This is a genomic window from Massilia sp. LXY-6, from assembly GCF_051233485.1.
In the GTDB taxonomy this organism is placed as follows: Bacteria; Pseudomonadota; Gammaproteobacteria; order Burkholderiales; family Burkholderiaceae_D; genus Telluria.
The window spans coordinates 1-26,149 of the sequence record NZ_JBKFGF010000068.1 but is presented as its reverse complement, the minus strand read 5'-3'; the positions used below and the strand labels follow the sequence as shown (position 1 = coordinate 26,149).

23 protein-coding genes are annotated in these 26,149 nt (G+C 66.6%); 10 read left to right on the top strand and 13 right to left on the bottom strand.

The window, feature by feature from the left end:
• Positions 1–12 precede the first annotated feature (12 nt).
• The 7 genes from ACI48D_RS24020 to ACI48D_RS23990 all read left to right on the top strand — a co-directional run bounded on the left by ACI48D_RS24020 (position 13) and on the right by ACI48D_RS23990 (position 7,171).
• A complete protein-coding gene (locus ACI48D_RS24020; RefSeq protein WP_435573760.1) occupies positions 13–960 on the top strand; it encodes a 3-carboxyethylcatechol 2,3-dioxygenase in 948 nt (315 codons plus the stop codon).
• Positions 961–989: 29 nt separating this feature from the next.
• Complete coding sequence (locus tag ACI48D_RS24015; RefSeq protein ID WP_435573759.1) at positions 990–1,844, top strand: alpha/beta fold hydrolase; 855 nt, start codon at positions 990–992, stop codon at positions 1,842–1,844.
• A 14-nt stretch (positions 1,845–1,858) separates the two neighbouring features.
• A complete protein-coding gene (locus tag ACI48D_RS24010) occupies positions 1,859–2,647 on the top strand; it encodes a 2-keto-4-pentenoate hydratase (protein WP_435573758.1) in 789 nt (262 codons plus the stop codon).
• A 58-nt stretch (positions 2,648–2,705) separates the two neighbouring features.
• On the top strand, positions 2,706–3,653 hold the full coding sequence (locus ACI48D_RS24005) for an acetaldehyde dehydrogenase (acetylating) (protein ID WP_435573757.1): 948 nt from the start codon (positions 2,706–2,708) through the stop codon (positions 3,651–3,653).
• 10 nt (positions 3,654–3,663) lie between these two features.
• Complete coding sequence (dmpG, locus tag ACI48D_RS24000; protein WP_435573756.1) at positions 3,664–4,692, top strand: 4-hydroxy-2-oxovalerate aldolase; 1,029 nt, start codon at positions 3,664–3,666, stop codon at positions 4,690–4,692.
• A 93-nt stretch (positions 4,693–4,785) separates the two neighbouring features.
• Positions 4,786–6,126 carry an MFS transporter gene (locus tag ACI48D_RS23995; RefSeq protein WP_435573755.1) on the top strand — a complete coding sequence of 447 codons (1,341 nt, stop codon included), beginning with the start codon at positions 4,786–4,788 and terminating at the stop codon, positions 6,124–6,126.
• A gap of 82 nt (positions 6,127–6,208) precedes the next feature.
• Positions 6,209–7,171 carry an MBL fold metallo-hydrolase gene (locus ACI48D_RS23990; RefSeq protein WP_435573754.1) on the top strand — a complete coding sequence of 321 codons (963 nt, stop codon included), beginning with the start codon at positions 6,209–6,211 and terminating at the stop codon, positions 7,169–7,171.
• Positions 7,172–7,486: 315 nt separating this feature from the next.
• Here the strand turns inward: ACI48D_RS23990 and ACI48D_RS23985 are convergent, their stop codons facing one another.
• From ACI48D_RS23985 to ACI48D_RS23960, 6 genes are all read right to left on the bottom strand, one after another.
• Positions 7,487–8,587 carry a porin gene (locus ACI48D_RS23985; RefSeq protein WP_435573753.1) on the bottom strand — a complete coding sequence of 367 codons (1,101 nt, stop codon included), beginning with the start codon at positions 8,585–8,587 and terminating at the stop codon, positions 7,487–7,489.
• Between the two features lie 158 nt (positions 8,588–8,745).
• A complete protein-coding gene (locus tag ACI48D_RS23980) occupies positions 8,746–9,513 on the bottom strand; it encodes an ABC transporter ATP-binding protein (RefSeq protein WP_435573752.1) in 768 nt (255 codons plus the stop codon).
• Positions 9,510–11,303 (bottom strand): branched-chain amino acid ABC transporter ATP-binding protein/permease, encoded by a 1,794-nt coding sequence (locus ACI48D_RS23975; RefSeq protein WP_435573751.1) that lies wholly within the window; start codon positions 11,301–11,303, stop codon positions 9,510–9,512. The genes ACI48D_RS23980 and ACI48D_RS23975 overlap by 4 nt, the downstream gene beginning before the upstream one ends.
• 8 nt (positions 11,304–11,311) lie before the next feature.
• Positions 11,312–12,364: a branched-chain amino acid ABC transporter permease gene (locus ACI48D_RS23970; protein ID WP_435573750.1), complete on the bottom strand. Its 1,053-nt coding sequence runs from the start codon at positions 12,362–12,364 to the stop codon at positions 11,312–11,314.
• A gap of 94 nt (positions 12,365–12,458) precedes the next feature.
• Positions 12,459–13,598 carry an ABC transporter substrate-binding protein gene (locus tag ACI48D_RS23965; protein WP_435573749.1) on the bottom strand — a complete coding sequence of 380 codons (1,140 nt, stop codon included), beginning with the start codon at positions 13,596–13,598 and terminating at the stop codon, positions 12,459–12,461.
• A 167-nt stretch (positions 13,599–13,765) separates the two neighbouring features.
• Complete coding sequence (locus tag ACI48D_RS23960; RefSeq protein ID WP_435573748.1) at positions 13,766–14,698, bottom strand: LysR family transcriptional regulator; 933 nt, start codon at positions 14,696–14,698, stop codon at positions 13,766–13,768.
• Between the two features lie 130 nt (positions 14,699–14,828).
• On the opposite strand from ACI48D_RS23960, the gene ACI48D_RS23955 reads away from it, so the two are divergent.
• Entirely contained in the window at positions 14,829–16,607 is a 1,779-nt protein-coding gene (locus ACI48D_RS23955) for an FAD-dependent oxidoreductase (protein ID WP_435573747.1), read from the top strand.
• Positions 16,608–16,676: 69 nt separating this feature from the next.
• Here the strand turns inward: ACI48D_RS23955 and ACI48D_RS23950 are convergent, their stop codons facing one another.
• From ACI48D_RS23950 to ACI48D_RS23940, 3 genes are all read right to left on the bottom strand, one after another.
• Positions 16,677–17,642, bottom strand: a complete 966-nt coding sequence (locus ACI48D_RS23950) for a diguanylate cyclase (protein WP_435573746.1) — start codon at positions 17,640–17,642, stop codon at positions 16,677–16,679.
• Between the two features lie 197 nt (positions 17,643–17,839).
• Positions 17,840–19,558 (bottom strand): peptidoglycan D,D-transpeptidase FtsI family protein, encoded by a 1,719-nt coding sequence (locus tag ACI48D_RS23945; protein ID WP_435573745.1) that lies wholly within the window; start codon positions 19,556–19,558, stop codon positions 17,840–17,842.
• A 3-nt stretch (positions 19,559–19,561) separates the two neighbouring features.
• Positions 19,562–20,206, bottom strand: coding sequence for a trimeric intracellular cation channel family protein (locus ACI48D_RS23940; RefSeq protein WP_435573744.1), 645 nt, complete (start codon positions 20,204–20,206; stop codon positions 19,562–19,564).
• A gap of 106 nt (positions 20,207–20,312) precedes the next feature.
• Here ACI48D_RS23940 and ACI48D_RS23935 point away from each other — a divergent pair, with 106 nt between their 5' ends.
• Positions 20,313–21,212 carry a LysR family transcriptional regulator gene (locus ACI48D_RS23935; RefSeq protein WP_435573743.1) on the top strand — a complete coding sequence of 300 codons (900 nt, stop codon included), beginning with the start codon at positions 20,313–20,315 and terminating at the stop codon, positions 21,210–21,212.
• A 12-nt stretch (positions 21,213–21,224) separates the two neighbouring features.
• Here ACI48D_RS23935 and ACI48D_RS23930 read toward each other — a convergent pair whose 3' ends face one another.
• From ACI48D_RS23930 to ACI48D_RS23915, 4 genes are all read right to left on the bottom strand, one after another.
• Complete coding sequence (locus ACI48D_RS23930; protein ID WP_435573742.1) at positions 21,225–22,592, bottom strand: M20 family metallopeptidase; 1,368 nt, start codon at positions 22,590–22,592, stop codon at positions 21,225–21,227.
• 64 nt (positions 22,593–22,656) lie between these two features.
• Positions 22,657–23,874 carry a 3-oxoadipyl-CoA thiolase gene (gene pcaF, locus ACI48D_RS23925; protein WP_435573741.1) on the bottom strand — a complete coding sequence of 406 codons (1,218 nt, stop codon included), beginning with the start codon at positions 23,872–23,874 and terminating at the stop codon, positions 22,657–22,659.
• Between the two features lie 9 nt (positions 23,875–23,883).
• On the bottom strand, positions 23,884–24,546 hold the full coding sequence (locus tag ACI48D_RS23920) for a CoA transferase subunit B (protein WP_435573740.1): 663 nt from the start codon (positions 24,544–24,546) through the stop codon (positions 23,884–23,886).
• Positions 24,543–25,211: a 3-oxoacid CoA-transferase subunit A gene (locus ACI48D_RS23915; protein WP_435573739.1), complete on the bottom strand. Its 669-nt coding sequence runs from the start codon at positions 25,209–25,211 to the stop codon at positions 24,543–24,545. Before ACI48D_RS23915 ends, ACI48D_RS23920 begins: the two co-directional genes overlap by 4 nt.
• A 133-nt stretch (positions 25,212–25,344) precedes the next feature.
• Here ACI48D_RS23915 and ACI48D_RS23910 point away from each other — a divergent pair.
• Positions 25,345–26,149 (top strand): IclR family transcriptional regulator domain-containing protein (locus ACI48D_RS23910; protein WP_435573738.1); only part of this gene is annotated, 805 nt, incomplete at its 3' end.

Here is a 26,149-nt window from a genome sequence, read left to right as displayed (position 1 = left end):
TCAAGGAATTTCATGAACGTCCATCTCGAATGTCTTTCGCATACGCCGCTCCTGGGTCACTTCGACCCGCCGCAGGCGGTGCTGGACGAAGTATCCGCGCTCCAGCACGCGGCCCGCGAACGCATCGCCGCCTTCGATCCCGAACTGGTGCTGCTGTTCTCGCCCGACCACTTCAACGGCTTCTTCTACGACGTGATGCCGAGCTTCTGCATCGGTACGGGTGCGCACGCCATCGGCGACTTCGGCAGCCTGGCCGGCGCCCTCGACGTGCCGTTCGAACTGGCCACCGCTTGCGCCAGCGCGGTGATCGACGACGGCATCGATGTCGCGCTCTCGCACGACATGCAGGTCGACCACGGCATGGCCTATCCGCTCGAACACCTGATCGGCAGCCTGACCAGGTATCCCGTGATCCCGGTCTTCATCAATGCCGTCGCCAGGCCGCTGCCGACCTTCAAGCGCGCGCGGATGCTGGGCGAAGCGATCGGCCGCTGGGCACGCGGGACCGGCAAGCGGGTGCTGCTGATCGGGTCCGGCGGCCTGTCGCACCAGCCGCCCGTGCCCGAGTACGCCGACGCGCCGGAGCCGGTGCGCAGGTCCCTGGACGGCGCCGGCTATACCCTGTCCGAGGAAGAACGCGCGATCCGGACCAAGCGCACCATCGCGGCCGGCAAGGCCTTCGCCGAAGACCAGCGCACCCTGCATCCGCTCAACCCTGCATGGGACAACGGCTTCCTCGACATGCTCGAAGCGCAGGCCTATCTACAACTGGACAGCGTGCCGAACGACCTCGTGTCGGCACTTGCCGGGCGCAGCACCCACGAAGTCAAGGCCTGGCTGGCCGCGTTCGCGGCCCTCTCTGCCTACGGGCCGTACCGTACCGGCCATCGCTATTACCGTGAAATCCCCGAGTGGATCGCCGGCTTCGGCGCCCTCAGCGCCAGACCCCTGGGCGCATGACCTCAACCCACACTGCACAAAGGATCCCCATGAGCATCAACGAAGCCTCGACCAGCCGCACCCTCGCCGTCAGGGAAGACGATACCGACCTGAACATCCACTACAACGATTGCGGCAATGGCGCCGAGGTCGTCGTCATGCTGCACGGCTCCGGTCCCGGCGCCAGCGGCTGGGCCAACTTCAACCGCAACATCGAACCCCTGGTCGATGCCGGCTACCGCGTGCTGCTGATCGACTGCCCCGGCTGGGGCAAGAGCGACTCGATCGTCAACCGCGGCTCGCGCTCCGATCTGAACGCGCGCATCGTCAAGGGCGTGATCGACCAGCTCGGCATTGACCGCATCAGCATCCTCGGCAATTCGATGGGCGGCCACACCGCGGTCGCGTTCGCGCTGAACTACCCGGGCCAGGTCGCCAAGCTGGTGCTGATGGGTGGCGGCACCGGCGGCATGAGCCTGTATGCGCCGATGCCGACCGAAGGCATCAAGCTGCTCAACGGCCTGTACCGCGAGCCGACGCTGCAGAACCTGAAGCGGTTCAACGATGTCTTCGTGTTCGACCCCAGCGTGCTGACCGAGGAGATGCTGCAGCAACGCCTGGCCAATATCCTGGGCCGCCGTGACCACCTCGAGAACTTCCTGGCCTCGCTGGCGGCGAATCCGCGCCAGTTTCCCGATGTTAGCCCGCGCCTGCCCGGCATCGCCGCACCGACCCTGATCGTCTGGGGCCGCCAGGACCGCGTGGTGCCCTTCGACACCGGCCTGAGGCTGGTGGCCGGCATCCCGAACTCGCAACTGCACGTCTTCAACCAGTGCGGCCACTGGGCCCAATGGGAACACGCCGACACGTTCAACCGCCTGGTCGTCGATTTCCTCAAACACTGAACCGGAAAAACAGCATGCGCCTTGACCCCAAGACCATCGCCGAAGCGGCGAAGCTGCTGCGTGACGCCGAGGCCAGCGGCGAATGGATCGCGCCGCTGCGCGAGACCTTTCCCGGCCTCGACGCGGACGCCGCCTACGCGATCCAGAAACTGAATACGGACCTCAGGCTCCAGCGTGGCGCGCGCCTGGTCGGCGCCAAGATCGGACTGACCTCTCCGGCGGTGCAGAAGCAGCTGGGCGTGGACACGCCCGACTACGGCGTACTGTTCGACGACATGGGCTATGCCGAAGGCCTGCCGATCCCGGTGGCGAAGCTGCAGCAGCCGAAGGTCGAAGCCGAAGTCGCCTTCGTGCTGCGGCGCGACCTGGACCTGCCGAACCCGACGATCGTCGACGTGATCGGCGCCATCGACTATGCGCTGCCGGCACTGGAGATCGTCGGCAGCCGCATCGGCGGCTGGAATATCCGGCTGGTCGACACCGTGGCCGACAACGCATCCTCGTCGGCCTGGGTGGTCGGCGCCTCGCCCAAGAAGCTCGGCGAGCTCGACTTGCGTGCCTGCGCCATGACGATGTCGTGCGACGGCGAAGTCGTCTCCACCGGCACCGGCGCGGCCTGCCTCGGCCACCCGCTCAACGCCGTGCTGTGGCTGGCCCGCACGATGGCACGCGTCGGCGCCCCTCTCAGGGCGGGCCAGCTGGTGCTGTCCGGCGCGCTCGGGCCGATGGTAGCGGTCGAAGCGGGCAAGACCTACACCGCGCACATCGACGGGCTCGGCAGCGTCAGCGCCGTGTTCGAATGAGCGCGAGCGCCGCGGCGCGCCGCCATTTTGCAGTTTCGCTCCCTTCTCGAGGTACAACATGAGCAAGAAAATCAAGGCCGCGATCATCGGATCCGGCAACATCGGCACCGACCTGATGATCAAGATCCTGCGCCACGGCCAGAACATCGAAGTCAAGGCCATGGTCGGCATCGACCCGGCCTCGGATGGCTTGGCGCGCGCCGCGCGCATGGGCGTGGCGACCACCCACGAATCGGTCGAGGGCCTGGCCAGGCTGCCCGAATTCGCCGACATCGACATCGTGTTCGACGCCACCTCGGCCGGCGCCCACGTCAGGAACGACGCCTTCCTGCGCGCGAAGAAGCCGGGCATCCGCATGGTCGACCTGACCCCGGCCGCGATCGGTCCGTACTGCATCCCGGTCGTCAACGGCGAAGACCACCTCGACGCCCTGAACGTCAACATGGTCACCTGCGGCGGCCAGGCCACGATCCCGATGGTGGCGGCGGTATCGCGGGTGGCGAAGGTGCATTACGGCGAAATCATCGCCTCGATCTCGAGCAAGTCGGCCGGCCCCGGCACCCGCGCGAACATCGACGAGTTCACCGAGACCACCTCGAAGGCGATCGAAGCGGTCGGCGGCGCCGCCAAGGGCAAGGCCATCATCGTGCTGAACCCGGCCGAGCCGCCGCTGATCATGCGCGACACCGTCTACACCTTGAGCGACTTCGCCGACGAGGACGCGATCGCGGCCAGCATCGAAGCGACCGTCAAGGGAGTGCAGGCCTACGTGCCGGGCTACCGCCTCAAGCAGAAGGTGCAGTTCGACCGCATCGACAAGCCGGTACGCATCCCGGGCGTGGGCGATGCCGTCACCGGCCTGAAGACCTCGGTGTTCCTCGAGGTCGAAGGCGCCGCCCACTACCTGCCGGCGTATGCCGGGAACCTCGACATCATGACCAGCGCCGCGCTGCGCACCGCCGAACACATGGCCGGCCGCATGCTGGCCGCCCTGCAGGCCGCCTAAGGAGACCGTAATGATCACCGACCCTAAAACCCAGAAAATCCACATATCCGACGTCACCCTGCGCGACGGCTCGCACGCGATCCGCCACCAGTATTCGGTCGAGCAGGCCAAGAGCATCGCCAGGGCGCTCGACGCGGCCAAGGTCGACAGCATCGAAGTGGCGCACGGAGACGGCCTGAACGGCTCCAGCTTCAACTACGGCTTCGGCGCGCATACCGACCTCGAATGGATCGAAGCCGTCGCCTCCGTGGTCGAGCACGCCAAGGTCGCCACCCTGCTGCTGCCCGGCATCGGCACCATCCACGACCTCAGGGCGGCCTACGATGCCGGGGCACGCATCGTCCGCGTCGCCACCCACTGCACCGAGGCCGACGTGTCGCGCCAGCACATCGAATACGCGCGCGAGCTCGGCATGGACACCGTCGGCTTCCTCATGATGTCGCACATGACCACGCCGCAAAAGCTGGCCGAGCAGGCCAAGCTGATGGAGAGCTACGGCGCGACCTGCTGCTACGTCGTCGACAGCGGCGGCGCCCTGTCGATGCAGGACGTGCGCGAGCGCTTCCGCGCGTTCAAGGACGTGTTGAAACCGGAAACCCTGACCGGCATGCATGCGCACCACAACCTGAGCCTGGGCGTCGCCAACAGCATCGTCGCCGTCGAGGAAGGCTGCGACCGCGTCGACGCCTCGCTGGCCGGCATGGGTGCCGGCGCCGGCAATGCGCCGCTGGAAGTGTTCATCGCGGCCATCAGCCGCCTGGGCTGGCGCCACGGCACCGACCTGTACACGCTGATGGACGCGGCCGACGACATCGTCCGTCCGCTGCAGGACCGTCCGGTGCGCGTGGACCGCGAAACCCTGGCACTGGGCTACGCCGGGGTGTACTCCAGCTTCCTGCGCCACTCCGAGGCGGCTGCCGAAAAGTATGGCATCGGCACGGTGGACATCCTGGTCGAACTGGGCAAGCGCCGCATGGTCGGCGGCCAGGAAGACATGATCGTCGACGTCGCGCTCGATTTGCTGCAGCGCACGGCATAACGGTGCGTCCGCTGACACCGCAGCCGGCACACCTATAAAAGCAAACACGTGCCGGCCGGTTTCAAACAGGATGAAGACAATCAGGAGACACCCGTGAACGACATCCGGCAAGCCATACTCACCCAGCCGATGCGCTGGTTCCAGATCCGCGTGATCATCATTTGCATCATCCTGGCCATGATCGATGGCTACGAAATCCTGGTCATGGCGTTCGTCGCGCCGCATCTTGCCAAGGCCTGGTCGCTCGAACCAGTGCAAATCGGTTACCTGCTCAGTGCCGGGATTTTCGGCATGGCCGTCGGTGCGACCTTCATCTCGCCGCTGGCAGACCGCATCGGCCGGCGTCGCCACATCCTGATTTGTCTGGCGCTGATCACCATCGGCATGGGCCTGTCTGCCGTGGCCCGGAATGTCGAGCAGATGGTGTGCCTGCGTGCCTTCGCCGGCGTGTTCATCGGCGCAATCATGTCCAGCCTGAACATCATTGTTTCCGAGTACAGCTCGGAACGGCGGCGCGGCACGGCGATGGGCATCTATGGTATCGGGCTGCCGGCCGGCGTGGCGCTCGGCGGCGCTGTCACGGGTGTGCTGATTGCCTCTTTCGGCTGGCGTGCTCCGTTTCTGTTCGGCGCCATCGTCACCGGGCTCACGCTCGTCGCAGTGGCGATCGCCGTGCCGGAGTCGATTGAATATCTGGTGGAAAAACGGCCCGCCGGCGCGCTCGGGCAATACAACCGCATCGCTACCAAGCTTGGCTATCCGGTGACCAAGACACTGCCGATGGCACAGGCATCGCATGGCTCGGGCATCGTTTGGCAAGCCCTGTTCGGCGGCGTCATGCTCAAGCGCAGCCTCTTTCTCTGGCTGGGCTACGCCTGTATGACGGCTGCCTTTTACTTCGCCAACACCTGGACCGCGAAAATGATTGCCGATGCCACCGGTAACGCTTCCTTGGGCGGAACCACCGGCGTCTTGATCGCAGTAGGCGGCGTCATTGGCGCACTGATGTTTGCGGCGCTGTCCGCCATCATGCGTCCGCGCCTGGTGACTGCATTGATCATGTTCGCGGGCGCGATCGCGTATGCGCTTTATGCCAACTATTTTCACAAGCTGACGCTGGCGCTGCCCCTGGCCGTGCTTGTCGGCATCTGTGCCAACGGCGGGATGGCGGCGTTCTATGCGATCAGCCCGAGTATCTATCCTGCCGCGGCGCGCGGCACTGGCGTTGGCCTCATGATCGGTTTCGGCCGTGGCGTGGCAATCCTGGCGCCGATTTTCACGGGTTATCTGCTGAGGGCGGGCTGGACGCCGCAATTCGCTTACCAGTTCTTCGGCGGAATGCTGCTGTGCTCGGGCGTTCTCACCGTCCTGCTTGACCGCACTTACGCGAAGGCAGTCCAAGGCCTGCCGGCGACTGCGCAGCGCAGCGCATAGCGGACCGGCATCTTTCGTTTCCGCCGTCCTTATTGCCCGCTACGCTGGATCAAGTGTGATTTTTATTAATCAAGGAGACGACATGAAGGAGGCATTGATTTCCCTGTGCGCGGGCCTCGCGCTAGCGCTGCCGGCCGTCGCACAAGCGGAAACCGATTTCAAGGTAACCCTTCTGGGTACCGGTTCGCCGAATCCCAATGCGCAGCGCTTCGGCCCCAGTACGCTTGTGCAGGCAGGCAGCCAGACCCTGCTGATCGACGCCGGCCGCGGCGCCTCCATCCGCATGTGGCAGGCCGGTGTGCCGCTCAGCCGCCCCAACGCACTGCTGCTGACGCACTTCCATTCGGACCATACCAGCGGCATTGCCGATATCTGGCTGACCGGTTGGGTGGATACACCTTATGGACGGCGCACGTCGCCGTTCCAGGTCATTGGACCGGTTGGTACGAAGCGCCTGATGCAGGGCTTGGAGCAGGCCTACGCCGACGACATCAAGATTCGCCTGAAAGATGAAAAGAATCCGGTTGAGGGCGCCAAGGTGGCGGTGAAGGAATTCAAATCGGAAGGCGTGGTTTACCAGCAGGACGGCGTGGTGGTCACAGCGTTCGAAGTCGATCACGGCGACGCCATTAAACCGTCCTTTGGCTATCGGATCGATTACAAGGGGCATGCGGTGGTGATCTCGGGCGACACCCGATATACGGAGAACGTCGTGAAATACGGCAGAAATGTCGATCTGCTCATCCATGAGGTGGCGATCGTCAATCCCGACGCCCTGAAGGCAAACGATGGGTTCAAGCGCATCTTTGATCATCACACCTCGCCGCAGGAGGCCGGATCGATCTTCAAGCATGCCAGGCCGCGCATGGCCGCCTACACCCATCTGGTGTTCCTGCCCGATCCGCGCTTCCCGGTGCCGACCGTGGACGATGTCATGCACCAGACTCGCGAGACCTACGATGGTCCCCTGCAGGTAGGGGCCGATCTCATGAGCTTTAGTATCGGGGAAACGGTCGAGGTCAAGCCGTTCAGCCCGAAGCAGTAGAGGCAGTTCCCCAGGCTCGAGCGTCGTACGGCAGACCCGGCCGGCCTTTCACCCCTCTTCCATGACGTCGGTTTCGGCCCGATGCGCGCCTTCGCTGAATAACCAGGCTCAGCTCAGAAACGCAAGTACGAGGGCGCGACGCGCGTTCATGTCAGTGGGCCAGTCACTACGTCGGTAGTCTACGCACTGCTGAATGACGCCACCGGCACTGCGCTGCTCAGATCGAACCAGGTCGGCGCCTCGCCAGCCCGGATGCCCTCCTGAGAGCGGCGCCGGGCAGGTTCGACACTTGACGCGAACAGCGTCCTTTTTTACTTAGAAAGTATGCTTGATGCCGGTCAGCAGGCCTTTTTGCACGAGGCCGGCACCGACGCTGCCGCCCGCGCTGAGCGAGATCGCCGCCGCACCGTCGTTATTCAGGTAGCCCGCCATGAGGTAGACCGAGGTACGCTTGGAAAACACGTACTGCACGCGCGCCGCAGCCAGGTCCGCCCTGTCGCCTCCGTTCCTGAGATCGTAGTGTGCGAGCTGGGCATCGATGATCCACACCAGCGACGGCGAGTACGAGATGCCGAGGTAGGACAGGTCGGACTTCGGTGCGCGCGCATTACCCTCGTTGTCGCGATGCACGACACCGCCGGCGAGCTTGAAGTTGTAGAACTTGACGTATCCGCCGACGTGCGCCCGCGAATCGGACAACGCACTGCTGGTCGGGCCAAAGGCCGCCGCCGCGCCCGGGCCGCCATTGTAGCGGTCGTACGCGCCCACCACGCCCCAGGCCGCACCCTCGTACTTCATCATCGCCGACCAGTTCCGGCATGCGCGGCTGTCGGCGGCCAGTTCGCCGCCGCAGTTGGTGGCCGTCGGGCCGCCCGCTGCCGAGGCGTCCCGGCCCAGGCTGTAGGTCGCGCCATAGCTCAGGGCGCCGCTGGCGCCGCGGTAGGCAATCGAATTGTCGTGGCGCGAATTCGGCAGGTAGGCGTCGAGCGAACCGATCGAGTACTGGACCGGGCCCATCACGTCGAAGTCGGGAAACGAGCCGAACAGCATGCTGTAGTTGCGGCCGACGGTGACCTGGCCCCAGTTGCCGGCGAGGCCGACCCAGGCCTGGCGCCCGAACAGGCGGTTGCCCTGCCCCATCACGCCCGTATCCGGCGAGAATCCGCTCTCCAGCACGAAAATCGCCTTGAGCCCGTTGCCAAGCTCCTCGACACCGCGGAAGCCGACGCGCGACGGCATCAGGCCGCCGCTCAGGCTCGGCATGCGTGTCAGCGAGGCGCCGGCGGCATTTGCATTGCTGAGCCGTTCGATCGAAACATCGGCCGAACCATACACCTGGACGTTCGATTGCGCGGATGCGCTTGAAACTCCCGCGAATGCAAGGCCAAGGCCGAGCACGATGTGCCTGTTGTTCATATTGTCTCCTCCGGTGCGTGTGGCTCGATGGCCACGGTGATAAGAAATCGATGAATGCCGTCTACGCGGCTTCGGTGGTCAAAATCAGGCGGCAAGCCCCGCACGGGACCAGCCGAGGCTGCCCGTGTCCATGGGGGAAGTGGTGTGCGCGCCTGCGCCTAGCCGGTCGCTGCCGCCGGCGCGATGGCGCCGGCCATGCCGGATCCCAGGTAGGTTTCCAGGACCCGCGGGTTGCCGGCAAGATCCCGGGATGGTCCGTGCATCACCATCGCGCCGGTTTCGAGGACGTAGCCGTAATCCGCAACCTGCAGGGCGGCGCGTGCGTTCTGCTCGACCAGCAGGGTTGCGACGCCGGTCTTGCGCAGCTCGCCGATGATCCGCAGGATCTCCTGCGTGATGCGCGGCGCCAGGCCCAGGCTGGGCTCGTCGAGCATGAGCAGGCTGGGCTTGGCCATCAGGGCCCGGCCCACCGCCAGCATCTGCCGCTCGCCGCCGGACAGGGTCGACGCCATCTGCGCGCTGCGCTGCTCGAGGCGCGGGAACAGTGCGTACACTGTGCCGAGCTGGTCGAGATAGTGCCTGGCGCCGGCCAGCTTGCGCGGGTAGGCGCCGAGTTTCAGGTTGTCCTCGATGCTCATGCTGCCGAACAGTTCGCGCGTCTCGGGCACCAGGCTCATGCCGCCGCGCACGCGCTCCTCCGGCCGCAGGCCGCCGACGCTGTCGCCCTGGAAGCGGATTTCGCCGTCGGCGCTCGCGTTGACCGGCAAGGCGCCCATGATCGCGTTCAGCATGCTGCTCTTGCCGGCGCCGTTGGGTCCGATCACGGTAACGATCTGCCCGGCGGCCACCTGCAGCTTGCAGGCGGACAGTGCTTCCACCTTGCCATAGTGGACCCGCAGGTCCCGGATGTCTAGCACCATGCTCATGCCGCTTCTCCTTCGATGACGCCACCCAGGTAGGCCTCCAGCACGGCGGGATGGCGCTGGATCTCCGCCGGCGTCCCCTCGGCGATCCTGGTGCCGAATTCCATGACGACCAGGCGGTCGGTCAATCCCATGACGAAGTCCATATCGTGTTCGACCAGCAGCACCGTCATGCCCTCGCTCCGCAGCTTGCGCAGCAACACGGAGAGCGCCTGTTTCTCGAGGTGCCGCAAGCCGGCCGCCGGCTCGTCGAGCAGCAGCAGCGCCGGATCGCAGCACAGGGCACGGGCGATCTCGAGTATCCGCTGCTGGCCCAGCGCCAGGCTGGCGGCGTCGGCATACAGCAGTTCGCCGAGTCCGACCCGTTCCAGTTGCACCCTGGCCTCGTGCAGGAGCTTGTCCTCCTCGTTCCGGTTCAGCCTCAGCATGCTCGGGACGAACCCGCCCTGCTTGCTGAAATCGCCGCGCAGGTGGGCGCCGAGCGCGACGTTTTCGAGTACGCTCATGCCCGGCAATAGTTGGACGTGCTGGAAGCTGCGCGCGATGCCGGCGGCGGCGATGTCGCGCGAGCGGACGCCGGCGATCGGCTTGCCCCGGTAGCGCACCGCGCCCGCGCTCAGGGCGATCTCTCCGGTGATCAGGTTGAAGGTGGTCGACTTGCCGGCGCCATTCGGACCGATCAGGCCGACGATGTCGCCGGCATGGAGCCTGAAGCTCACATCGTTCACCGCCACCAGCCCGCCGAACTGCTTGCGCGCGCAATCCACTTCCAGTATCAGCTCGCCCTTGTCCGGCTTGCCGCGCTGGGGCAAGGGCATTGCCTGCCGCAGCGCACGTGCCGGGCGTGCCGGCCCCATGCGGCGCGCCAGCAAGGGCCACAGGCCTTCGCGGGCGTACTGCAGCAACAGGATCATCAGGACACCGAACACGATGATATCGACGCTGGCCGATGTGCCGAACAGGCTCGGCAAGCCGTCTTGCAGGAATTCCTTCAGCAGCGTGAAGAGACCGGCGCCAAGCACGGCGCCCCACGCATTCCCGACGCCGCCGATGACGGCCATGAACAGGTATTCGATGCCGTTGCCGACGTTGAACGGCGTCGGATTCACGGCGCGCTGGAGGTGCGCGTACAGCCACCCCGACAGGCTGGCCAGCAAGGCGGCGTAGACGAACATCACGATCTTCATGCGGCGCGTATCGACGCCCATGGCCTCGGCCATGCTCGCCCCGCCCCTGACCGCGCGCATGGCGCGTCCGGGCCGGGAGTCGAGCAGGTTGCGCATGGCCAGCATCGCCAGCAGCAGCGCCGCCCAGATCAGATAGAACATGGCGCCTTGCGAATCGAGCGCCACGCCGCCGATGGAGATCGCCGGGATATTGTTGATGCCGTCATATTTGCCGAGAAATTCGAAATTCCCGAACAGGTAGTACAGGGAGAGGCCCCAGGCAATCGTCCCCAGCGGCAGGTAGTGGCCGGACAGCCTGACCGACATCAGTCCGATCAGGTAAGCGCTGGCCCCGGTCAGCACCAGGCCCGCGAGCAGGCCGATCCAAGGGGACAGGGCGAAGCGCGTGCACAGGTAAGCGCTGGTATAGGCGCCCAGTCCGACGAACGCGGCCTGGCCGAACGACGTCATGCCACCCACGCCAGTCAGCAGCACCAGGCCGAGTGCCACGATCGCGGCCAGCCCGATATAGTTACCCAGCGTCAGCCAGTAGGGTGGCAGCGGCGCGACCGGGACCAGCGCCAGCAGCAGCAGCAGGCCGCAGGCATACCATTTCTTTTGCAGCATGAGGGCTCCTAGTGATCGCTATCGGAATGCGGACTGACGAACGAGCGCCAGATCAGGATGGGAATGATCAAGGTGAACACGATCACTTCCTTGAACGCACTGGCCCAGAACGAGGAAAAGCTGTCCAGGAGCCCGACGCTCCACGCCCCGGCGGCCGCGACGGGATAACTGGCAAGCCCGCCGAAGATGGCGCCGACGAAGCCCTTCAGGGCAATCAGGAAACCGGTATCGTAAGAAATCGTCGTCAGCGGTCCGATCAGGACGCCGCACACGGCGCCGATGAGTGAGGCCAGCGTCAGCGCCAGCTTCCCGGCCTGGATCGTGCCGATGCCGACCAGCTGCGCGCCCAGGCTGTTGATCGCGGTGGCCTTGAGCGCCTTGCCGGTCAGGGTGCGGCCGAAATACAGGTAGAGCGCGCCAATGGCGATGACAGCGGTGCCCAGCACGAGCAGATTCTGTCCGGGAATCGCCTGCGTGCCGATCGCGAACTGGCTGTCGGTCAGGGGCGCGCTGCGATAGCCCTCGGCACCGAAGATCAGCAGGCCAAGGCCTACCATCGCCAGGTGTAGGGCCACGGACGCGATCAGCAGTACCAGTACCGAGGCGCGTTCGAGCGGACGGTAGACCAGCCGGTACAGCATCGGGCCCATCGGCACGACGATCGCCAGGGTCAGGCCGACCTGGAGTGCCGGGGATAGCGCCCGCGGCGCCAGAGACACGGTCGCCGCGTAGACCGCCAGCGGAAACAGGAGGTATTTGCCTGCCTGGACAGGCAGGTCGCGTCGCGCGCGCTGCCGCCGCACCGGATTGCGCAGCATGCTCGCGGCGTCGGCGACGAAAGTGAGCGCGCCGAGGACCAGCAGCAGCAAGGCGGTCATTGGCGCCCTGTTCATTTGCAGTGCGGCGATCGTCATCGCACCGAAGGCCACGAACTCGCCTTGCGGGATGAAGATGATGCGCGTAACGGAAAATACCAGTACCAGGGCCAATGCGATCAGCGCGTAGACCGCGCCCTGGGTCACCCCATCCTGCAGCAGGATGGCGGCAATTGATGAATCCATGATCTCCTCCGGATGTCCGAGCTTCGCCTGTGCCGGCGATTCGCTCGCAAAATGTCATGTCAAGCCGGCCTGGGGGCCGGCCCGCGCGCCGCGTCTATTTCACGTAGGTCCAGCGGCCGTTCCTTACCTCGATCAGCACCCGTGCGCGCTGGTCCAGGCCATTGTGATCGGCCGGGCTCATCGTGTAGGTGCCGTTGATGCCGACCAGGTCCTTGGTGCGTTCGAGGGCGGCGCGCAGGGCGACGCGGAATTCATCGGTGCCGGGCTTGCCCGCCTTCAGGGCGGCGGGCACCGCGTTAACCAGCAGCAGCGCGGCATCCGAGGTGGAACCGGCGAAGGTCGAACGCGAATCGGCACCGTAGAGTTTCTCGTAGGCGGCGTTCAGCCTGGTGCCCGCCTCCTTGCTGGCCATGCTGGCCGGCAGCTGCTCCGCCACCAGCATCGGGCTGGCAGGGATCAGCGCCCCTTCCACGTGGCGCCCGCCGATACGGAGGAAGTCCCTGGTGGTCACGCCATGGGATTGATAGATCTTTCCCTGGTAGCCGCGCTGGCGCAGTTCGATTTGCGGCAGCGCGGCGGGCGCACCCGAGGCGCCGATGAAGATCACGTCCGGACGCGCAGCGCTCACCTTCAGCACTTGCGCGGTGACGCTGGTATCCGGGCGCTTGTAGCGCTCGGCGGCGACGATCTTGATGTGGGCGGCGCCGGCGGCGCGCTCGAGCTCCGTAAACAGCAGGTCGCCCCAGCTGTCGGCGAAACCGATGAAGCCGACGGTCTTCGCCTTGCTGGCAACCATGTCGTCGACCAGGCGTTGCACCATCAGGCCCGCGCTCTGCACGGGCTGGAACACCCAGGCGCGCTTTTCGGCTTCCGGAGGCAGATAGGGCGTGGTCAGCAGCAGGGGCGTCTTCGCCTCGGCCACTACCTGCGCCATCGCGGCCGCGCTCGGGTTGGTGTTGGGGCCGATGATCACGTCGGCCTTGTTCTCCATGATCAGCTTGCGCGTGACCTTCACCGCGGTACTGGGGTCGGTCGCGTCGTCCAGCAGGATATAGTTGACCTTCTCGTTGCCGATGGTCGCAGGCAGCAGGGGCAGCACGCGCTTGATGTCCGATCCCAGTGCCGCCGCCGGGCCCGTCAAGGATGCGACGACGCCGACGTTGATGTCTGCCAGGGCCGTCGTGCTCAGCATGGCAATTGCGGTGGCGAGGACTGCTTTCTTTCGTAACTTCATGGCTTGTCTCCGGTTTGTCCTTGTTTTGCGGCAAAGCGATCTGATTGCCGCTCTTAAACAATTAATTGGAGATCAAGATAGGATCGAAGACGAGTGAAGACAAAAAAAAGTACGTTATGTGCACCCTGTGCACCAAGCTACTTGCCCGGCCGCCGGACCTGCGCCGCTTATCGCGCTTCCCGGCCGACCGGCTCCGCTCCCAGCCAGCTGCCGCTCGCCACGATACTGTCCACGAGCTGGAACACCTGGCTCACGCCTTCGCGGACTGCCGGGGAATACGAACGCGCGGTGTTCTCGCACAAGGCCCAGGTGAAGGACGTATCGCGGATCGGACTCCACGAGATGTCGTCCTTCCACCGCCTGCTTGCGCTGACGGCACAGCATGGCGTGACGGTATGCACCTTGCCTTCACGCGCCAGTTCCATCGAGAGATCCATGGCATCGATTTCGAAAGCGAGGCTGAATTCAAAGCCTGCGCGCAGCAGGGCATCCTCGATATACGCACGGATCGCGTTGTTCCTGCCGGGCAGCGCCAGCGCGAGCTTGTCCAGGCGCGACAGGGGCACCGGCGCGCCTGGATCGAGCCCGGTCGTTTTGGAGGAAACGAGGACCAGCGGCTCACGGACCAGCCTGGTATACCGGTAATCGGCGGGCGGAGCGCGGTCGTGGGGAACGATCGCCAGGTCCAGCAACCCGGCCTGCATCGACTCGCGCAATTCATGGCTGACGCCCTCATAGATACGGAGCGAAACGCCGGGATATTCGTCGATCAGCCTGGAAATGTACCGTGTGGTGAACAGGTGCTGCCAGGACGGCGGGACCCCGATCGACAACTGTCCGGCCGCCCGCTCGCCCACCTGTTCGACCAGCGTGGCCAGCTGCCGCAATACCGGCCGGGCGCGGCTCTGCAGGAGCCAGCCGGCCTCGGTGGGCACTACGCCCCCCTGGGTACGCGTGAACAGCCTGGCGCCGATCTGGTGCTCCAGCGATGCGATGTGGCGCGACAAGGCCGGCTGCGAGAGGTGCAGGTCGGCCGCCGCCCGGTTGATGCTTTTCAGTTCGACGACGCGCAGGAAGTATTCGATGAGCTTGGATTCCATGATGCCGGATGTTATCCGATAAATGGATAGCAAGCATAAACAAATAGCATTATCCGGATAACAAGGGCGCGGCTACCATATTTTTCGATTGCCTTTGTTCGACCACAACCCATAACCGGAGACTTCATTCATGCCGCTTACCGATTTCCCTTCCCCCTCCAGCAGCCCGGACTTCGATACCGATGTCATCATTGTCGGCTCCGGACCGACAGGCGGTACCGCCGCCCTCGCCCTGGCCACCTATGGCGTCAGGGTACACATCGTGTCACGCTGGAACTGGCTGGCCAATACGCCGCGCGCGCATATCACCAACCAGCGCACCGTGGAAGTGTTCCGGGATCTGGGCATCGAAGAAGAGACGCACCGCCATGCGACGCCGTGGGAATGGATGGGAGAAAACCCGGTCGTGACCAGTCTTGCCGGCGAAGAGTTGCTGCGCATGCCGGCATGGGGAGCGGGCGAGGAACGCCGCGGCGATTACCTGCGCGGCAGCCCCTGTCCACTGATGGACCTGCCGCAAACACTCGTCGAGCCGATCCTGTTCAAGAACGCCGCGGAACGCGGGGCGACCTCGTCGATGAACACCGAATACCTCTCGCATGCCGAAGACAGTCAAGGCGTCACCGTGCATCTGCAGGACCGGCTGTCGGGCCGGCGCTACACGCTGCGCGCGAAATACCTGATCGGCGCCGACGGCGCGAATTCGCAAATCGCCAAGGATATCGGCCTGCCGATCACGGGCGAGATGGGTCGCGCCGGGACGCTCTATACCCTGTTCAACGCCGACCTGTCGTCTTACGTGCAACACCGCCCCAGCATCATGAACTGGATCGTCAGTCCGCAAGCCAGCTACGGTGAGCTCGGCGTAGGCATGATGCGGGCGATCAAACCATGGACCCAGTGGATCGTCGGCTGGGGTTTCGACATGGCGAAGGGCGAGCCCGACCGGAGCGACGACGCCGTCCTGCCGCGGATTCGCGCCCTGATCGGCATTCCCGACATCGACATCGAGATCGTTCACAAGTCGATCTGGTACGTGAACGAAGCCTATGCCACCGAGTATGCGAAAGGCCGGGTGTTCTGCGCGGGCGATGCCGTACACCGCCATCCGCCGTCGAGCGGTCTCGGCCTGAACACCTGTGTCCAGGATGCGCACAACCTCGCATGGAAGCTGGCGTTCGTGCTCAAGGGCCACGCCGATCCATCGCTGCTGGGCTCGTACTCGGCCGAACGGGCGCCGGTGGGCAAGCAGATCGTGCTGCGCGCCAACCAGTCGCGCCGCGATTATGCCGCACTCAAAAAGGTGTTTCATGTCGAAGGCGCCGACAATCCCGTGGCGGCGGGCATCGCGCGTTTCAGGGAAGCCAGCGCCGCAGGCGCACAGGCCCGCCTGGATGCCCTCGAAGCACTCGACATCAAGAACCGCGAGTTCAACGCACAGGGCGTGGAAACGAACCAGCGCTACACCTCATCGGCCGTGCTCCCCGATCCCGGCGTCCCCGACGAGGTGTGGAAGCGCGATCCCGAACTGTACCTGCAGCCGAGCACGCGGCCGGGTGCGAAAATGCCGCACGCATGGCTCATCGACGCGCATGGCAAGCGCATTTCCACGCTCGACCTCGTCGGCAAGGGAAAATTTACCCTGGTGACGGGCCTGGCCGGACATGCATGGGCCGGCGCCGCGGAGCGGCTCGCGCTGCCTTTCCTGCACGTTGCCGTGATTGGCCAGAAGGCACAACAGGATGTGTATTGTACCTGGGCGCGCCTGCGCGAAATCGACGAGGCCGGCGTTCTCTTGGTCCGCCCCGACGGCTTCATCGCATGGCGGCATGAAACCGGCGTCGACAGCCCGGACGCCGCGTTGCGCCTGCTGGCCGGCGCACTGGCCGCATTGCGGTTGCACGCCTGAGCGGGCAGCGCGCCGGGCCGGACCATCGAACCGGGAACCGGCAGGCATTGAGCCGGCCGGCGCGGCCGCCTAGTCGTGCAGCACGACGCGGTTGCGCCCCTCCTCCTTGGCCCGGTACAGCGCCGCATCCGCGCGGGCGAGCAGCTGTTCCGGCGAGGCCGGATCGTTCCCCTCCAAGGTGGCCACGCCGATGCTGACGGTCGTCCTGCCGCCGGCCGGCGCCGGATCGCCTGGTGCGCTCAGCTCGACGGCGGCGCGGATCCGCTCCGCCACGGCGGCGGCTCCGGCCAGGGACTGCTGCGGCAGCAGCACCACGAATTCTTCGCCGCCATAGCGGGCGGCAAGGTCGTACACGCGCACCTGGCCCGACAGGATCGCGGCGACGCGCTGGAGGCATTCGTCCCCCGCCTGATGGCCGTAGGTGTCGTTGTAGCGCTTGAACAGATCCACGTCGATCAGCAGCAGGGACAGCACACCGGCTTCGCGCCGCGCCTGTTCCCATTCCTTGTGCAGGGTCTCGTCGAAGCACCTGCGGTTCGCGATACCCGTCAGGCCGTCACGCATGACCAGGCGCTCCAGCGCCAGTTGCGCCTCCTTCTGCACCGTCATGTCGCGCCAGGTCTCCAGCACCCCGAACAGCTTGCCCGAGCCGTCGTAGACCGGACCGGCGTCCATCACCAGGAAGCGGCGCTCGCCGGTGCGCGGCATGTCGCACCACCCCGCTCCACTCACCGTGCCGCGGGGTTTCCCTTCCTGGTCCGCGATACCGGCAGTGGTGTTGTAGACCCGGTACAGCAACTTTGCGTCCTCGATCCGGTCGGTCAGGATCAGGTCGGCCAGCGTCGGGCGTGCCTCATGGTAGAAGCCCAGCGAATGCTTGGAGGTCCCGACCATCTCGGCGGCCGAGATGCCGGTCAGCCGTTCGCAGGCATGGTTCCAGATCGCCACCCGGCCGTGCGCATCCAGCACGAATGCGGGAACGACCAGTTGCACCAGCAGGGCCGCTGCGAAGTCATAGTGACTGTCGGCGGACACGGGCAAAGGCGGCGGCTGCCGAGTGGTGATGTCGGTTGTCATGGTACGTAAAGTAATAATGGAGCGGATTACCGCAACTTCAATTTCCGTGCGGCAACACTAGGGAAGGGAATGTAGTACGAATGCGCTGCCCGCGTCAACAAAAGACGGTGGAGGCCGGGCGCTTTGTTGTTCTGCGGCCGCTCGCGCGGCGGCCGTCACGACTCGTCTTCAGCCGCCGCGGAAGTGGTAATGATGTCGGCGACCGGCGCATCGGGCGCGACGTTGAGCGCCCGCAGCGTATCCTGCGTGACCGACGCGAACACCGGCGCCGCCACCGTGCCGCCGTAGTGGCCGCCGGCCGCCGGTTCGTCGATCATGACCGCCACGATGATGCGCGGCGCCGACACCGGCGCGAAGCCGACGAAGCCGGCGACGTAGGTGTTGGTGTAGCGGCCGCCGACGGCCTTGTGGGCGGTGCTGGTCTTGCCGGCCACGCGGTAGCCGGGAATCTGGGCGCGCGGCGCGGTGCCGCCCGTCCCGGCGGCCATTTCCATCATGGCGCGCACGGCGCCTGCCGTCGCGCCGGAGATCACGGCCTGGGCGGCCGGCGGCGCATCGGTCTTCAGGAGCGTGACCGGGATCATGTCGCCGTCGCGCGCGAACATCAGGTAGGACTGCGCCATCTGCATCAGCGAGGTCGAGACGCCGTGGCCGTAGCTGATGGTGGCCTGCTCGATCGGCTTCCAGGCGCCGTAGGGCCGCAGCCTTCCCGCGGCGCTGCCGGGGAAGCCGAGCGCGGGCGCCTGGCCGAATCCCGCCTTGGTGAGCAGGGTCCACATCTGGCGCGGCTCCATCCGCAGCGCCAGCTTGGCGGTGCCCACGTTCGAGGACTTCTGCAGCACTTCCGACACCGTCAGCGTGCCGTGGCGGCTGGCATCGTGGATCGTGGCGCGGCCGATGGTCAGGTAGCCTGGCGCGGTTTCGACCAGGGTCGACGGAGTCGCCAAGCCGCTCTCCAGCGCCTGCGCGATGGTGAACGGCTTCATCACCGAGCCCGGCTCGAAAGTATCGGTCAGCACCCGGTTGCGCAGCTGGGCCCCGGTCAGGCGCGCGCGGTCGTTCGGATCGTAGTTCGGCAGGTTGGCCAGCGCCAGCACTTCGCCGGTCCGCACGTCGAGCACGACGATGCCGGCGGCCTTCGCCTGGTGCTTCTCCAGCGCCGCCTTCAGGTGCGAGTGCGCGATATGCTGGATGTTGCGGTCGATCGACAGCGCCAGGTCGCCGCCCTCGCGCGCCGGCCGTGTCGTGCCCATGTCGTCGAGCAGGTGGCCGAGGCGGTCCTTGAGCACCCGCCGGCCGCCCGCGGCGCCGGCCAGGGTGGCCTGGTGGGCCAGCTCCATGCCTTCCTGGCCGGCGTCGTCGACGCCGGTAAAGCCGACCACATGGGCCACCAGGTCGCCATATGGGTAATAGCGCTTGTATTCCCCACGCGTTTCGATGCCCTTGATGCCCAGTTGCAGGATCGTGTCGACGGTATCCTGCTCCACCTGGCGCTTCAGGTAGACCAGGCTGCGCGGCGAAGCGAGCTTCGCGTCCAGCTCGGGCCGGCCCAGGCCGAGCAGCCGGCCCAGCTCGTCCAGCTGCCGCGGCGATGCGCAGCGCACCTCGTCGGGAACCGCCCACACCGCCTTGACCGGCAGCGACATCGCCAGCACGTGGCCGTTGCGGTCGAGGATGCGCCCGCGGCTGGCCGCCAGCTCGAGCGTGCGCACATGCCGCGCCGCGCCCTGCTTGCGCAGGAACTCATCGGAGACCAGCTGCAGCCAGACCGCGCGCAGGGCCAGCGTGGCGAAGGCGGCGAACATGAGGAACAGTACCAGGCGCGAGCGCCAGGCCGGCAGGCTGCCGGAAAGATGACGGATGACCGGACGCATGGCTCAGCGGTGCTCGCCCAGCCCGTCGTCGAAGGAACTGATGTCCGCCTCGAGCACCGGCAGCGCCAGCGCGAAACGGATCGCCAGCAGGCGCAGGGCGAAGCCGGTGCCGATTGCGGTGGCGGTGGCAGCCCCTTCGCCGACGCCGGCATACAGCAGCCCGACATACAGCATGCCGGCCACCAGCGAGACGGTGGCATACAGGTCGCGCCGCAGCACCAGCGGCACCTGGTTGCACAGGACATCGCGCAGCAGGCCGCCGAACACCCCGGTGGTCATGCCCATCAGGATCACCACCACCGGCTTGGCGCCGGTGCCGGCCGCGATATCGCAGCCGATGACGGTGAAGGCGACCAGGCCGAGTGCGTCCATCCACAGGAAGGCGGTCTTGAGCTGGTGCATGCGGCGCGCCAGCAAGGCGGCGACGATCGCCGCGCCGACCGTGAATGCGAGGTATTCGGGATGCGCCACCCAGCCCAGCGGATAGTGGCCGAGGATCATGTCGCGGACCGTGCCGCCGCCGAGGGCGGTGACCGTGCCCACCACGCACAGGCCGAACAGGTCCATGCGCCGCCGCATGCCCATCAGGGCCCCGGACGCCGCTTCCGCGGCGATGGCGATCAGATAAATCGTGTGAAGCAGGGTCATTCAGGGGTCCGGGATCGAGGCAGCAGGTGGCTCGACCATGGTACGATTTGGACATCCATGTGTCCAATGCATTATTTTCCTCGTTATTATTCATTTTACTCATCAGATGAACATCAAACAGCTGGAGCACCTGCTGGCCGTCGCCGAGACGCGCTCGTTCAGCCGGGCGGCTGAGCGCCTCTTCATCACCCAGTCGGCCCTGAGCCGCAGCATCCAGAGCCTGGAAGAAGAACTGGGCGCGCCGCTGTTCGACCGGATCGGCAAGCGCAATGAACTGACGCCGCTGGGGAAGGATGTGGTGGCGCGCGCCGGACGGCTGGTGCGCGATGCCGCCGAGCTGCGCCGCAGCGTGGACCTGTTCAAGCAGGGCGAAGGCGGCGCCATGCGGATCGGCATGGGTTCCGGGCCCGGCGCCATGCTGATGACGCCGCTGCTATGCCATATGGCGCAACAGCATCCGAAAGTCCAGGTCGGCATCACCCGCGGACCGACCGAACTGCAGTTGATGCAGCTGCGCGCGAACCAGCTCGATGCGCTGGTCGTCGACGCGCGCAGCGTGGTGCCGGCGGCCGACCTGCTGGTCGAGATCCTGGGCGAGTTGCGCACCTGTTTCGTGTGCCGCGCCGATCACCCGCTGGCCCGGCTGGACAGCGTGACGCCGGCGCAGATGCTGGCCTACCCGATCGCCTCCACGCCGCTATCGGACGAGATCGCGCGCCTGCTGGTCGAGCTGTACGGCCCCGCCGCCAATCCCGAACACATGACGACCCTGCAGTGCGAGGACGTGAGCAGCCTGATCGGCGCCGTCGAGCGCTCGCAGGCGGTGTTCCTGGGGCTGGCCGCGGCGGCGCGCGAAGGCATCGAGGCCGGCAGGCTGGTCGAGCTGCCGGTGCGGCCCCGGCTCGAGGCCAAGGCGCGTTTTGCCTACGTGACCCTGGCCGACCGCACCGAGGCGCCCGTGATGGCGGTGCTACGCCGGTTTGCGGCGGAGCGGCTGCATGACTGAGCGGCGCCGCCGCTAGTGCCCGTGCGCGTGTCCGTGCGCATGCCCATGCCCGTGCGCGTCCGCTTGTTCATCCGCGTGCCCATCCGCTGACTTGTCCGCCCCGGCGGCCGCGTCGCCGGCCAGCCAGGCCAGCGCCGCCGTCACCAGCGTTTCCACCCCGGTTTCGAGGGTCGGATGCAGCACCGGCGCGAAGAACGGGCTGTGGTTGCTCGGGATCTTGTTGACTTCGCCCGCCGCCTTGGCCTTGGCATAGGTATCGGGGTCGGTGCCGCCAATGAACCAGAACACGGCCGGCACCTGCCACTCCTGCCCGAAGGAACCGAAGTCCTCGCTGGCGGAGGTCGGCCCGGTCTGGTGCACCCGGGCGGGCGGAAAATAATCGCGGAACACGGCGCCCACCCGCGCGCTCGCGCTGCCGTCGTTGACGCCCAAGGGATAGCTGTCGAGCATCGTGAACTCGGGCGGCTTCGGCGCGCCCGAAGCGGCGGCCTCGGCGTTGACGATCCGCTTGATGGCGTCCAGCACCCGCGTGCGGACCTGCGGGTCGTAGCTGCGCACGTTCAGCTTGATGACGGCCTCGTCGGGGATCACGTTTTCCTTGGTGCCGGCCTGCAGCGAGCCGACCGTGACCACCGCCGCCTCGTTCGGCGACAGCTCGCGCGCGACGATGGTCTGCAGGCGCATGACCGTGGCGGCGGCCATCACCACCGGATCGATGGCGGCCTGCGGCATGGAACCGTGGGCGCCGCGCCCGAACAGGCGGATCTGCATGCTGTCGGCGGCGGACGTGATGGTGCCGGTGCGGCCGCCGACCTCGCCCGCGGAAGCGACCATGACGTGCTGGCCGAGCACGACGTCGGGTTTCGGGAAATATTTGTACAGGCCGTCGTCGAGCATGGCGCGCGCGCCCTCGGCGGTTTCCTCGCCCGGCTGGAACACGGCCGCCAGCGTGCCGCTCCATGCCTGGCGCGCCTGCGCCAGCAGGGTGGCCGCGCCGGCCAGCCAGGTGGTGTGCATGTCGTGACCGCAGGCATGCATCACCGGCACGGTCCGGCCTTCGCGGTCGGTGGCGGTGACCGTGCTCGCATACGGCAGCCCGGTCGCCTCGGCAACCGGCAGCGCATCCATGTCGGCGCGCAGCATCACGGTCGGGCCGGGGCCGTTGCGCAGCACCCCGACCACGCCGGTGCCGCCGACCCCGGTCGTGACCTCGTAGCCGGCCGCGCGCAGGCGCTCGGCCGCCAGCCCCGCGGTGCGCTGTTCCTGCATCGACAGCTCCGGGTGCGCGTGCACGTCGGTGTACAAACTCTCCAGCGCCGGCAGCAGTTCCTTCAGCGGGGCAAGCACCTGGCCGGTGGCTTGCCTGAAGCGATTTTCCATGGCCACTCCTCGAAGTTCGCACCGGCGCGGCCGGCGATCGTCCGAGTGTAGACCAACGCCGGATTTAGACGCGCTCGATCGCCAGCGCGATGCCCTGCCCCACGCCGATGCACATGGTGCACAGCGCAAAGCGGCCACCGGTGCGCTGCAGCTGGTACATCGCCGTGGTGACCAGGCGCGCGCCGCTCATCCCCAAGGGGTGGCCGAGCGCGATCGCGCCGCCGTTCGGATTCACGCGCGGATCGTCGTCGCGCAGGCCGAGCTGGCGCAGCACCGCCAGGCCCTGCGAAGCGAAGGCTTCGTTCAGCTCGATCAGGTCGAACTGGTCGAGCGTCATGTCGAGCTGGCGCAGCAATTTCTGCACCGCCGGCGCCGGGCCGATGCCCATCACGCGCGGCGCCACGCCGGCGCTGGCCATGCCGAGGATGCGGGCACGCGGGGTCAGGCCGTACTGCTTGGCCGCCTCGGCATTCGCCAGCAGCAGCGCGCAGGCGCCGTCGTTCACGCCCGAGGCGTTGCCGGCGGTAACGGTGCCGTCCGGGCGCACCACCGGCTTCAGCTTGGCCAGCGCTTCCAGGCTGGTGGCGCGCGGGTGCTCGTCGCGGCTGAAAATAATAGGTTCGCCTGCCCCCGCTGCGCGGCGGCTCTGCGGCACCAGCACCGGCACGATCTCCTGCTCGAAGCTGCCGTCCTGCTGGGCGCGCGCGGCCCTGGCCTGGCTGGCCAGCGCGAAGGCGTCCTGGTCGGCGCGGCTGATGTTGAAGTCGTCCGCCACGTTCTCGGCCGTCTCCGGCATCGCGTCGGTGCCGTACAGCTTCTTCATCAGCGGGTTCGGGAAGCGCCAGCCGATCGTGGTGTCGTAAATGTTCGCGCTACGCGAAAACGCCGACTCGGCCTTGCCCATCACGAAAGGGGCGCGGGTCATCGATTCGACCCCGCCGGCGATCATCAGGCGCGCCTCGCCGCTCTTGATGGCGCGCGCGGCGCTGCCGACCGCGTCCAGCCCGGAGCCGCACAGGCGGTTGACGGTGGAACCCGGCACCTCCTGCGGCAGCCCGGCCAGCAGCGCCGACATGCGCGCCACGTTGCGGTTGTCCTCGCCGGCCTGGTTGGCGCAGCCGTAGATGACGTCATCGACCGCGGTCCAGTCGACGCCGGGGTTGCGGCGCATCAGTTCACGGATCGGCACCGCGCCCAGGTCGTCGGCCCGCACGTCCTTCAGGGCGCCGCCGTAGCGGCCGATCGGGGTGCGGATTGCGTCGCAGATGAATACGTCAGTCATGGTTTTTCCTTAATCATTTGCCGACTGCGGTGCCAGCAGCGGCGCAGCGGTCACGGCCTGCAGGTCGGCCAGGGTCAGTCCGGGTGCCATCTCGCGCACGCGCAGGCCTTGCGGGGTGACGTCGAGGACGGCCAGGTCGGTATAGATGCGGCTCACGCACGCGATGCCGGTGAGCGGATAGCTGCACTGCGCCACGACCTTGCTCTCGCCGGTCTTGGTCTGGTGCTCCATCATCACGAACACCTGCTTGGCGCCGATGGCCAGGTCCATCGCGCCGCCGACGGCCGGAATCGCGTCCGGTGCGCCGGTGTGCCAGTTGGCCAGGTCGCCCTTGTCCGACACCTGGAAGGCGCCGAGCACGCAGATGTCCAGGTGGCCGCCGCGCATCATCGCGAACGAATCGGCATGGTGGAAGTAGGCGCCGCCGGTCAGCAGGGTCACCGGCTGCTTGCCGGCGTTGATCAGGTCTTCGTCTTCCTCGCCGGGCTTTGGCGCCGGGCCCATGCCGAGCAAGCCGTTTTCGCTATGCAGGAAGACTTCGCGCTCGGGCGGCAGGTAGTTGGCGACCTTGGTCGGCAGGCCGATGCCGAGGTTCACGTAGGCGCCTTCGGGGATGTCGCGGGCCACGCGTTCGGCCATCTGTTCACGGGTAAAGCGGCTGGTGATGGTCATACTGCGCCCTCCTTGACGACGCGTTGGACGAAGATGCCCGGAGTGACGATGACTTCCGGATCGAGTTCGCCGAGCGGCACGATGTCCACGACCTGGGCGATCGTGGTCTTGGCGGCCATCGCCATGATCGGGCCGAAGTTGCGCGCGGTCTTGCGGTACACCAGGTTGCCCCAGCGGTCGCCGCGCAGCGCCTTGATCAGCGCGAAGTCGGCGTGGATCGGCGACTCCAGCACGTAGTTGCGGCCGTTGATGAGGCGCGTCTCCTTGCCTTCGGCCAGCAGCGTGCCGTAGCCGGTCGGGGTGAAGAAGCCGCCGATGCCGGCGCCGGCGGCGCGGATGCGCTCGGCCAGGTTGCCCTGCGGGGTCAGCTCGAGCTCGATGTCGCCGGCGCGGTACAGCGCATCGAAATGGTGCGAATCGGCCTGGCGCGGGAACGAGCAGACGATCTTGCGCACGCGCTTGGCCTTGATCAGCGCGGCCAGGCCGGTCTCGCCGTTGCCGGCATTGTTGTTCACGATGGTGAGTTCGCGTGCGCCTTGCGCCAGCAGCGCGTCGATCAGCGCGGAAGGCATGCCGGCATTGCCGAAGCCGCCGATCATGATGGTCGCGCCATCCTGAATGTCGGCGACCGCGCTCTGCAGCGAGTCAAATGTTTTGTCGATCATGGGAGTTCGCCTTAATGGGTTGTGCGATAATCGAACACATATTCGTCTATCGCACAAAAAGTCTACGCCTGGGACGATCCGTCGGTCAAGCGGAAAATCCGGGCACCGTCCCACCTTCGATTACAATTTCGCTATGTCATCTACCACCGACTCTCCCGCCGCAGGGCGCGGCCAGCGCAGCGTCGCCGAAGAAATCGACGCCCTAACCGATCCCGATTTCATGACCTCGTTTGCGCGCGGCCTGGCCGTGATCCGCGCCTTCGCCGATTCGCGCAAGCCGCAGACCATCGCCCAGATCAGCCAGCAGACCGGCATCCCGCGCGCGGCCGTGCGCCGCTGCCTGCACACGCTCAGGCAGCTCGGCTACGTCGACGCGGAACTCAACAACTTCAGCTTGCGCCCGAAGATCCTGACCCTCGGCTACTCCTACCTGTCGTCGACGCCGTTGACGATCGCGGCCCAGCCCTGCCTGAACGGGGTCAGCAAGGCACTGGGCGAATCGAGTTCGCTGGCGGTGCTGGAGGAGGACCAGGTGCTGTACGTGGCGCGCGCGGCGACCTCGCGCGTGATGTCGGTCTCGCTGAGCGCCGGCAGCCGCCTGCCGGCCTATTGCACCTCGCTGGGACGGGTGCTGCTGGCGCATCTGCCGGAGGACGAGCTGGATGCCTACCTGGCGCGCACCGCGCTGCTGCCCAGGACCGAACACACGCTCACCGACCCGGCCAGGCTGCGCCAGCTGCTGGCCGAGGTCAGGCGCGACGGCTACGCCATCAACAACGAAGAACTGGAGCTGGGACTGCGTTCGATCGCGGTGCCGGTACGCGGCGCCTCGGGACGGGTGCTGGCGGCACTGAACGTGGGTGCCCAGGCCGTGCGGGTGCCGGCCGAGCGGATGCTCCAGGAATTCCTGCCGGTGCTGCGCCAGGGCGCGCAGGAAC

What these genes read in the sequence shown, in the direction of transcription:
- ACI48D_RS24020 (WP_435573760.1), top strand. Translation starts at nt 13, where the DNA reads ATGAACGTCCATCTCGAATGTCTTTCGCATACGCCGCTCCTGGGTCAC.
- ACI48D_RS24015 (WP_435573759.1), top strand. Translation starts at nt 990, where the DNA reads ATGAGCATCAACGAAGCCTCGACCAGCCGCACCCTCGCCGTCAGGGAA.
- ACI48D_RS24010 (WP_435573758.1), top strand. Translation starts at nt 1,859, where the DNA reads ATGCGCCTTGACCCCAAGACCATCGCCGAAGCGGCGAAGCTGCTGCGT.
- ACI48D_RS24005 (WP_435573757.1), top strand. Translation starts at nt 2,706, where the DNA reads ATGAGCAAGAAAATCAAGGCCGCGATCATCGGATCCGGCAACATCGGC.
- dmpG (WP_435573756.1), top strand. Translation starts at nt 3,664, where the DNA reads ATGATCACCGACCCTAAAACCCAGAAAATCCACATATCCGACGTCACC.
- ACI48D_RS23990 (WP_435573754.1), top strand. Translation starts at nt 6,209, where the DNA reads ATGAAGGAGGCATTGATTTCCCTGTGCGCGGGCCTCGCGCTAGCGCTG.
- ACI48D_RS23985 (WP_435573753.1), bottom strand. Translation starts at nt 8,587, where the DNA reads ATGAACAACAGGCACATCGTGCTCGGCCTTGGCCTTGCATTCGCGGGA.
- ACI48D_RS23980 (WP_435573752.1), bottom strand. Translation starts at nt 9,513, where the DNA reads ATGAGCATGGTGCTAGACATCCGGGACCTGCGGGTCCACTATGGCAAG.
- ACI48D_RS23975 (WP_435573751.1), bottom strand. Translation starts at nt 11,303, where the DNA reads ATGCTGCAAAAGAAATGGTATGCCTGCGGCCTGCTGCTGCTGCTGGCG.
- ACI48D_RS23970 (WP_435573750.1), bottom strand. Translation starts at nt 12,364, where the DNA reads ATGGATTCATCAATTGCCGCCATCCTGCTGCAGGATGGGGTGACCCAG.
- ACI48D_RS23965 (WP_435573749.1), bottom strand. Translation starts at nt 13,598, where the DNA reads ATGAAGTTACGAAAGAAAGCAGTCCTCGCCACCGCAATTGCCATGCTG.
- ACI48D_RS23960 (WP_435573748.1), bottom strand. Translation starts at nt 14,698, where the DNA reads ATGGAATCCAAGCTCATCGAATACTTCCTGCGCGTCGTCGAACTGAAA.
- ACI48D_RS23955 (WP_435573747.1), top strand. Translation starts at nt 14,829, where the DNA reads ATGCCGCTTACCGATTTCCCTTCCCCCTCCAGCAGCCCGGACTTCGAT.
- ACI48D_RS23945 (WP_435573745.1), bottom strand. Translation starts at nt 19,558, where the DNA reads ATGCGTCCGGTCATCCGTCATCTTTCCGGCAGCCTGCCGGCCTGGCGC.
- ACI48D_RS23940 (WP_435573744.1), bottom strand. Translation starts at nt 20,206, where the DNA reads ATGACCCTGCTTCACACGATTTATCTGATCGCCATCGCCGCGGAAGCG.
- ACI48D_RS23935 (WP_435573743.1), top strand. Translation starts at nt 20,313, where the DNA reads ATGAACATCAAACAGCTGGAGCACCTGCTGGCCGTCGCCGAGACGCGC.
- ACI48D_RS23930 (WP_435573742.1), bottom strand. Translation starts at nt 22,592, where the DNA reads ATGGAAAATCGCTTCAGGCAAGCCACCGGCCAGGTGCTTGCCCCGCTG.
- pcaF (WP_435573741.1), bottom strand. Translation starts at nt 23,874, where the DNA reads ATGACTGACGTATTCATCTGCGACGCAATCCGCACCCCGATCGGCCGC.
- ACI48D_RS23920 (WP_435573740.1), bottom strand. Translation starts at nt 24,546, where the DNA reads ATGACCATCACCAGCCGCTTTACCCGTGAACAGATGGCCGAACGCGTG.
- ACI48D_RS23915 (WP_435573739.1), bottom strand. Translation starts at nt 25,211, where the DNA reads ATGATCGACAAAACATTTGACTCGCTGCAGAGCGCGGTCGCCGACATT.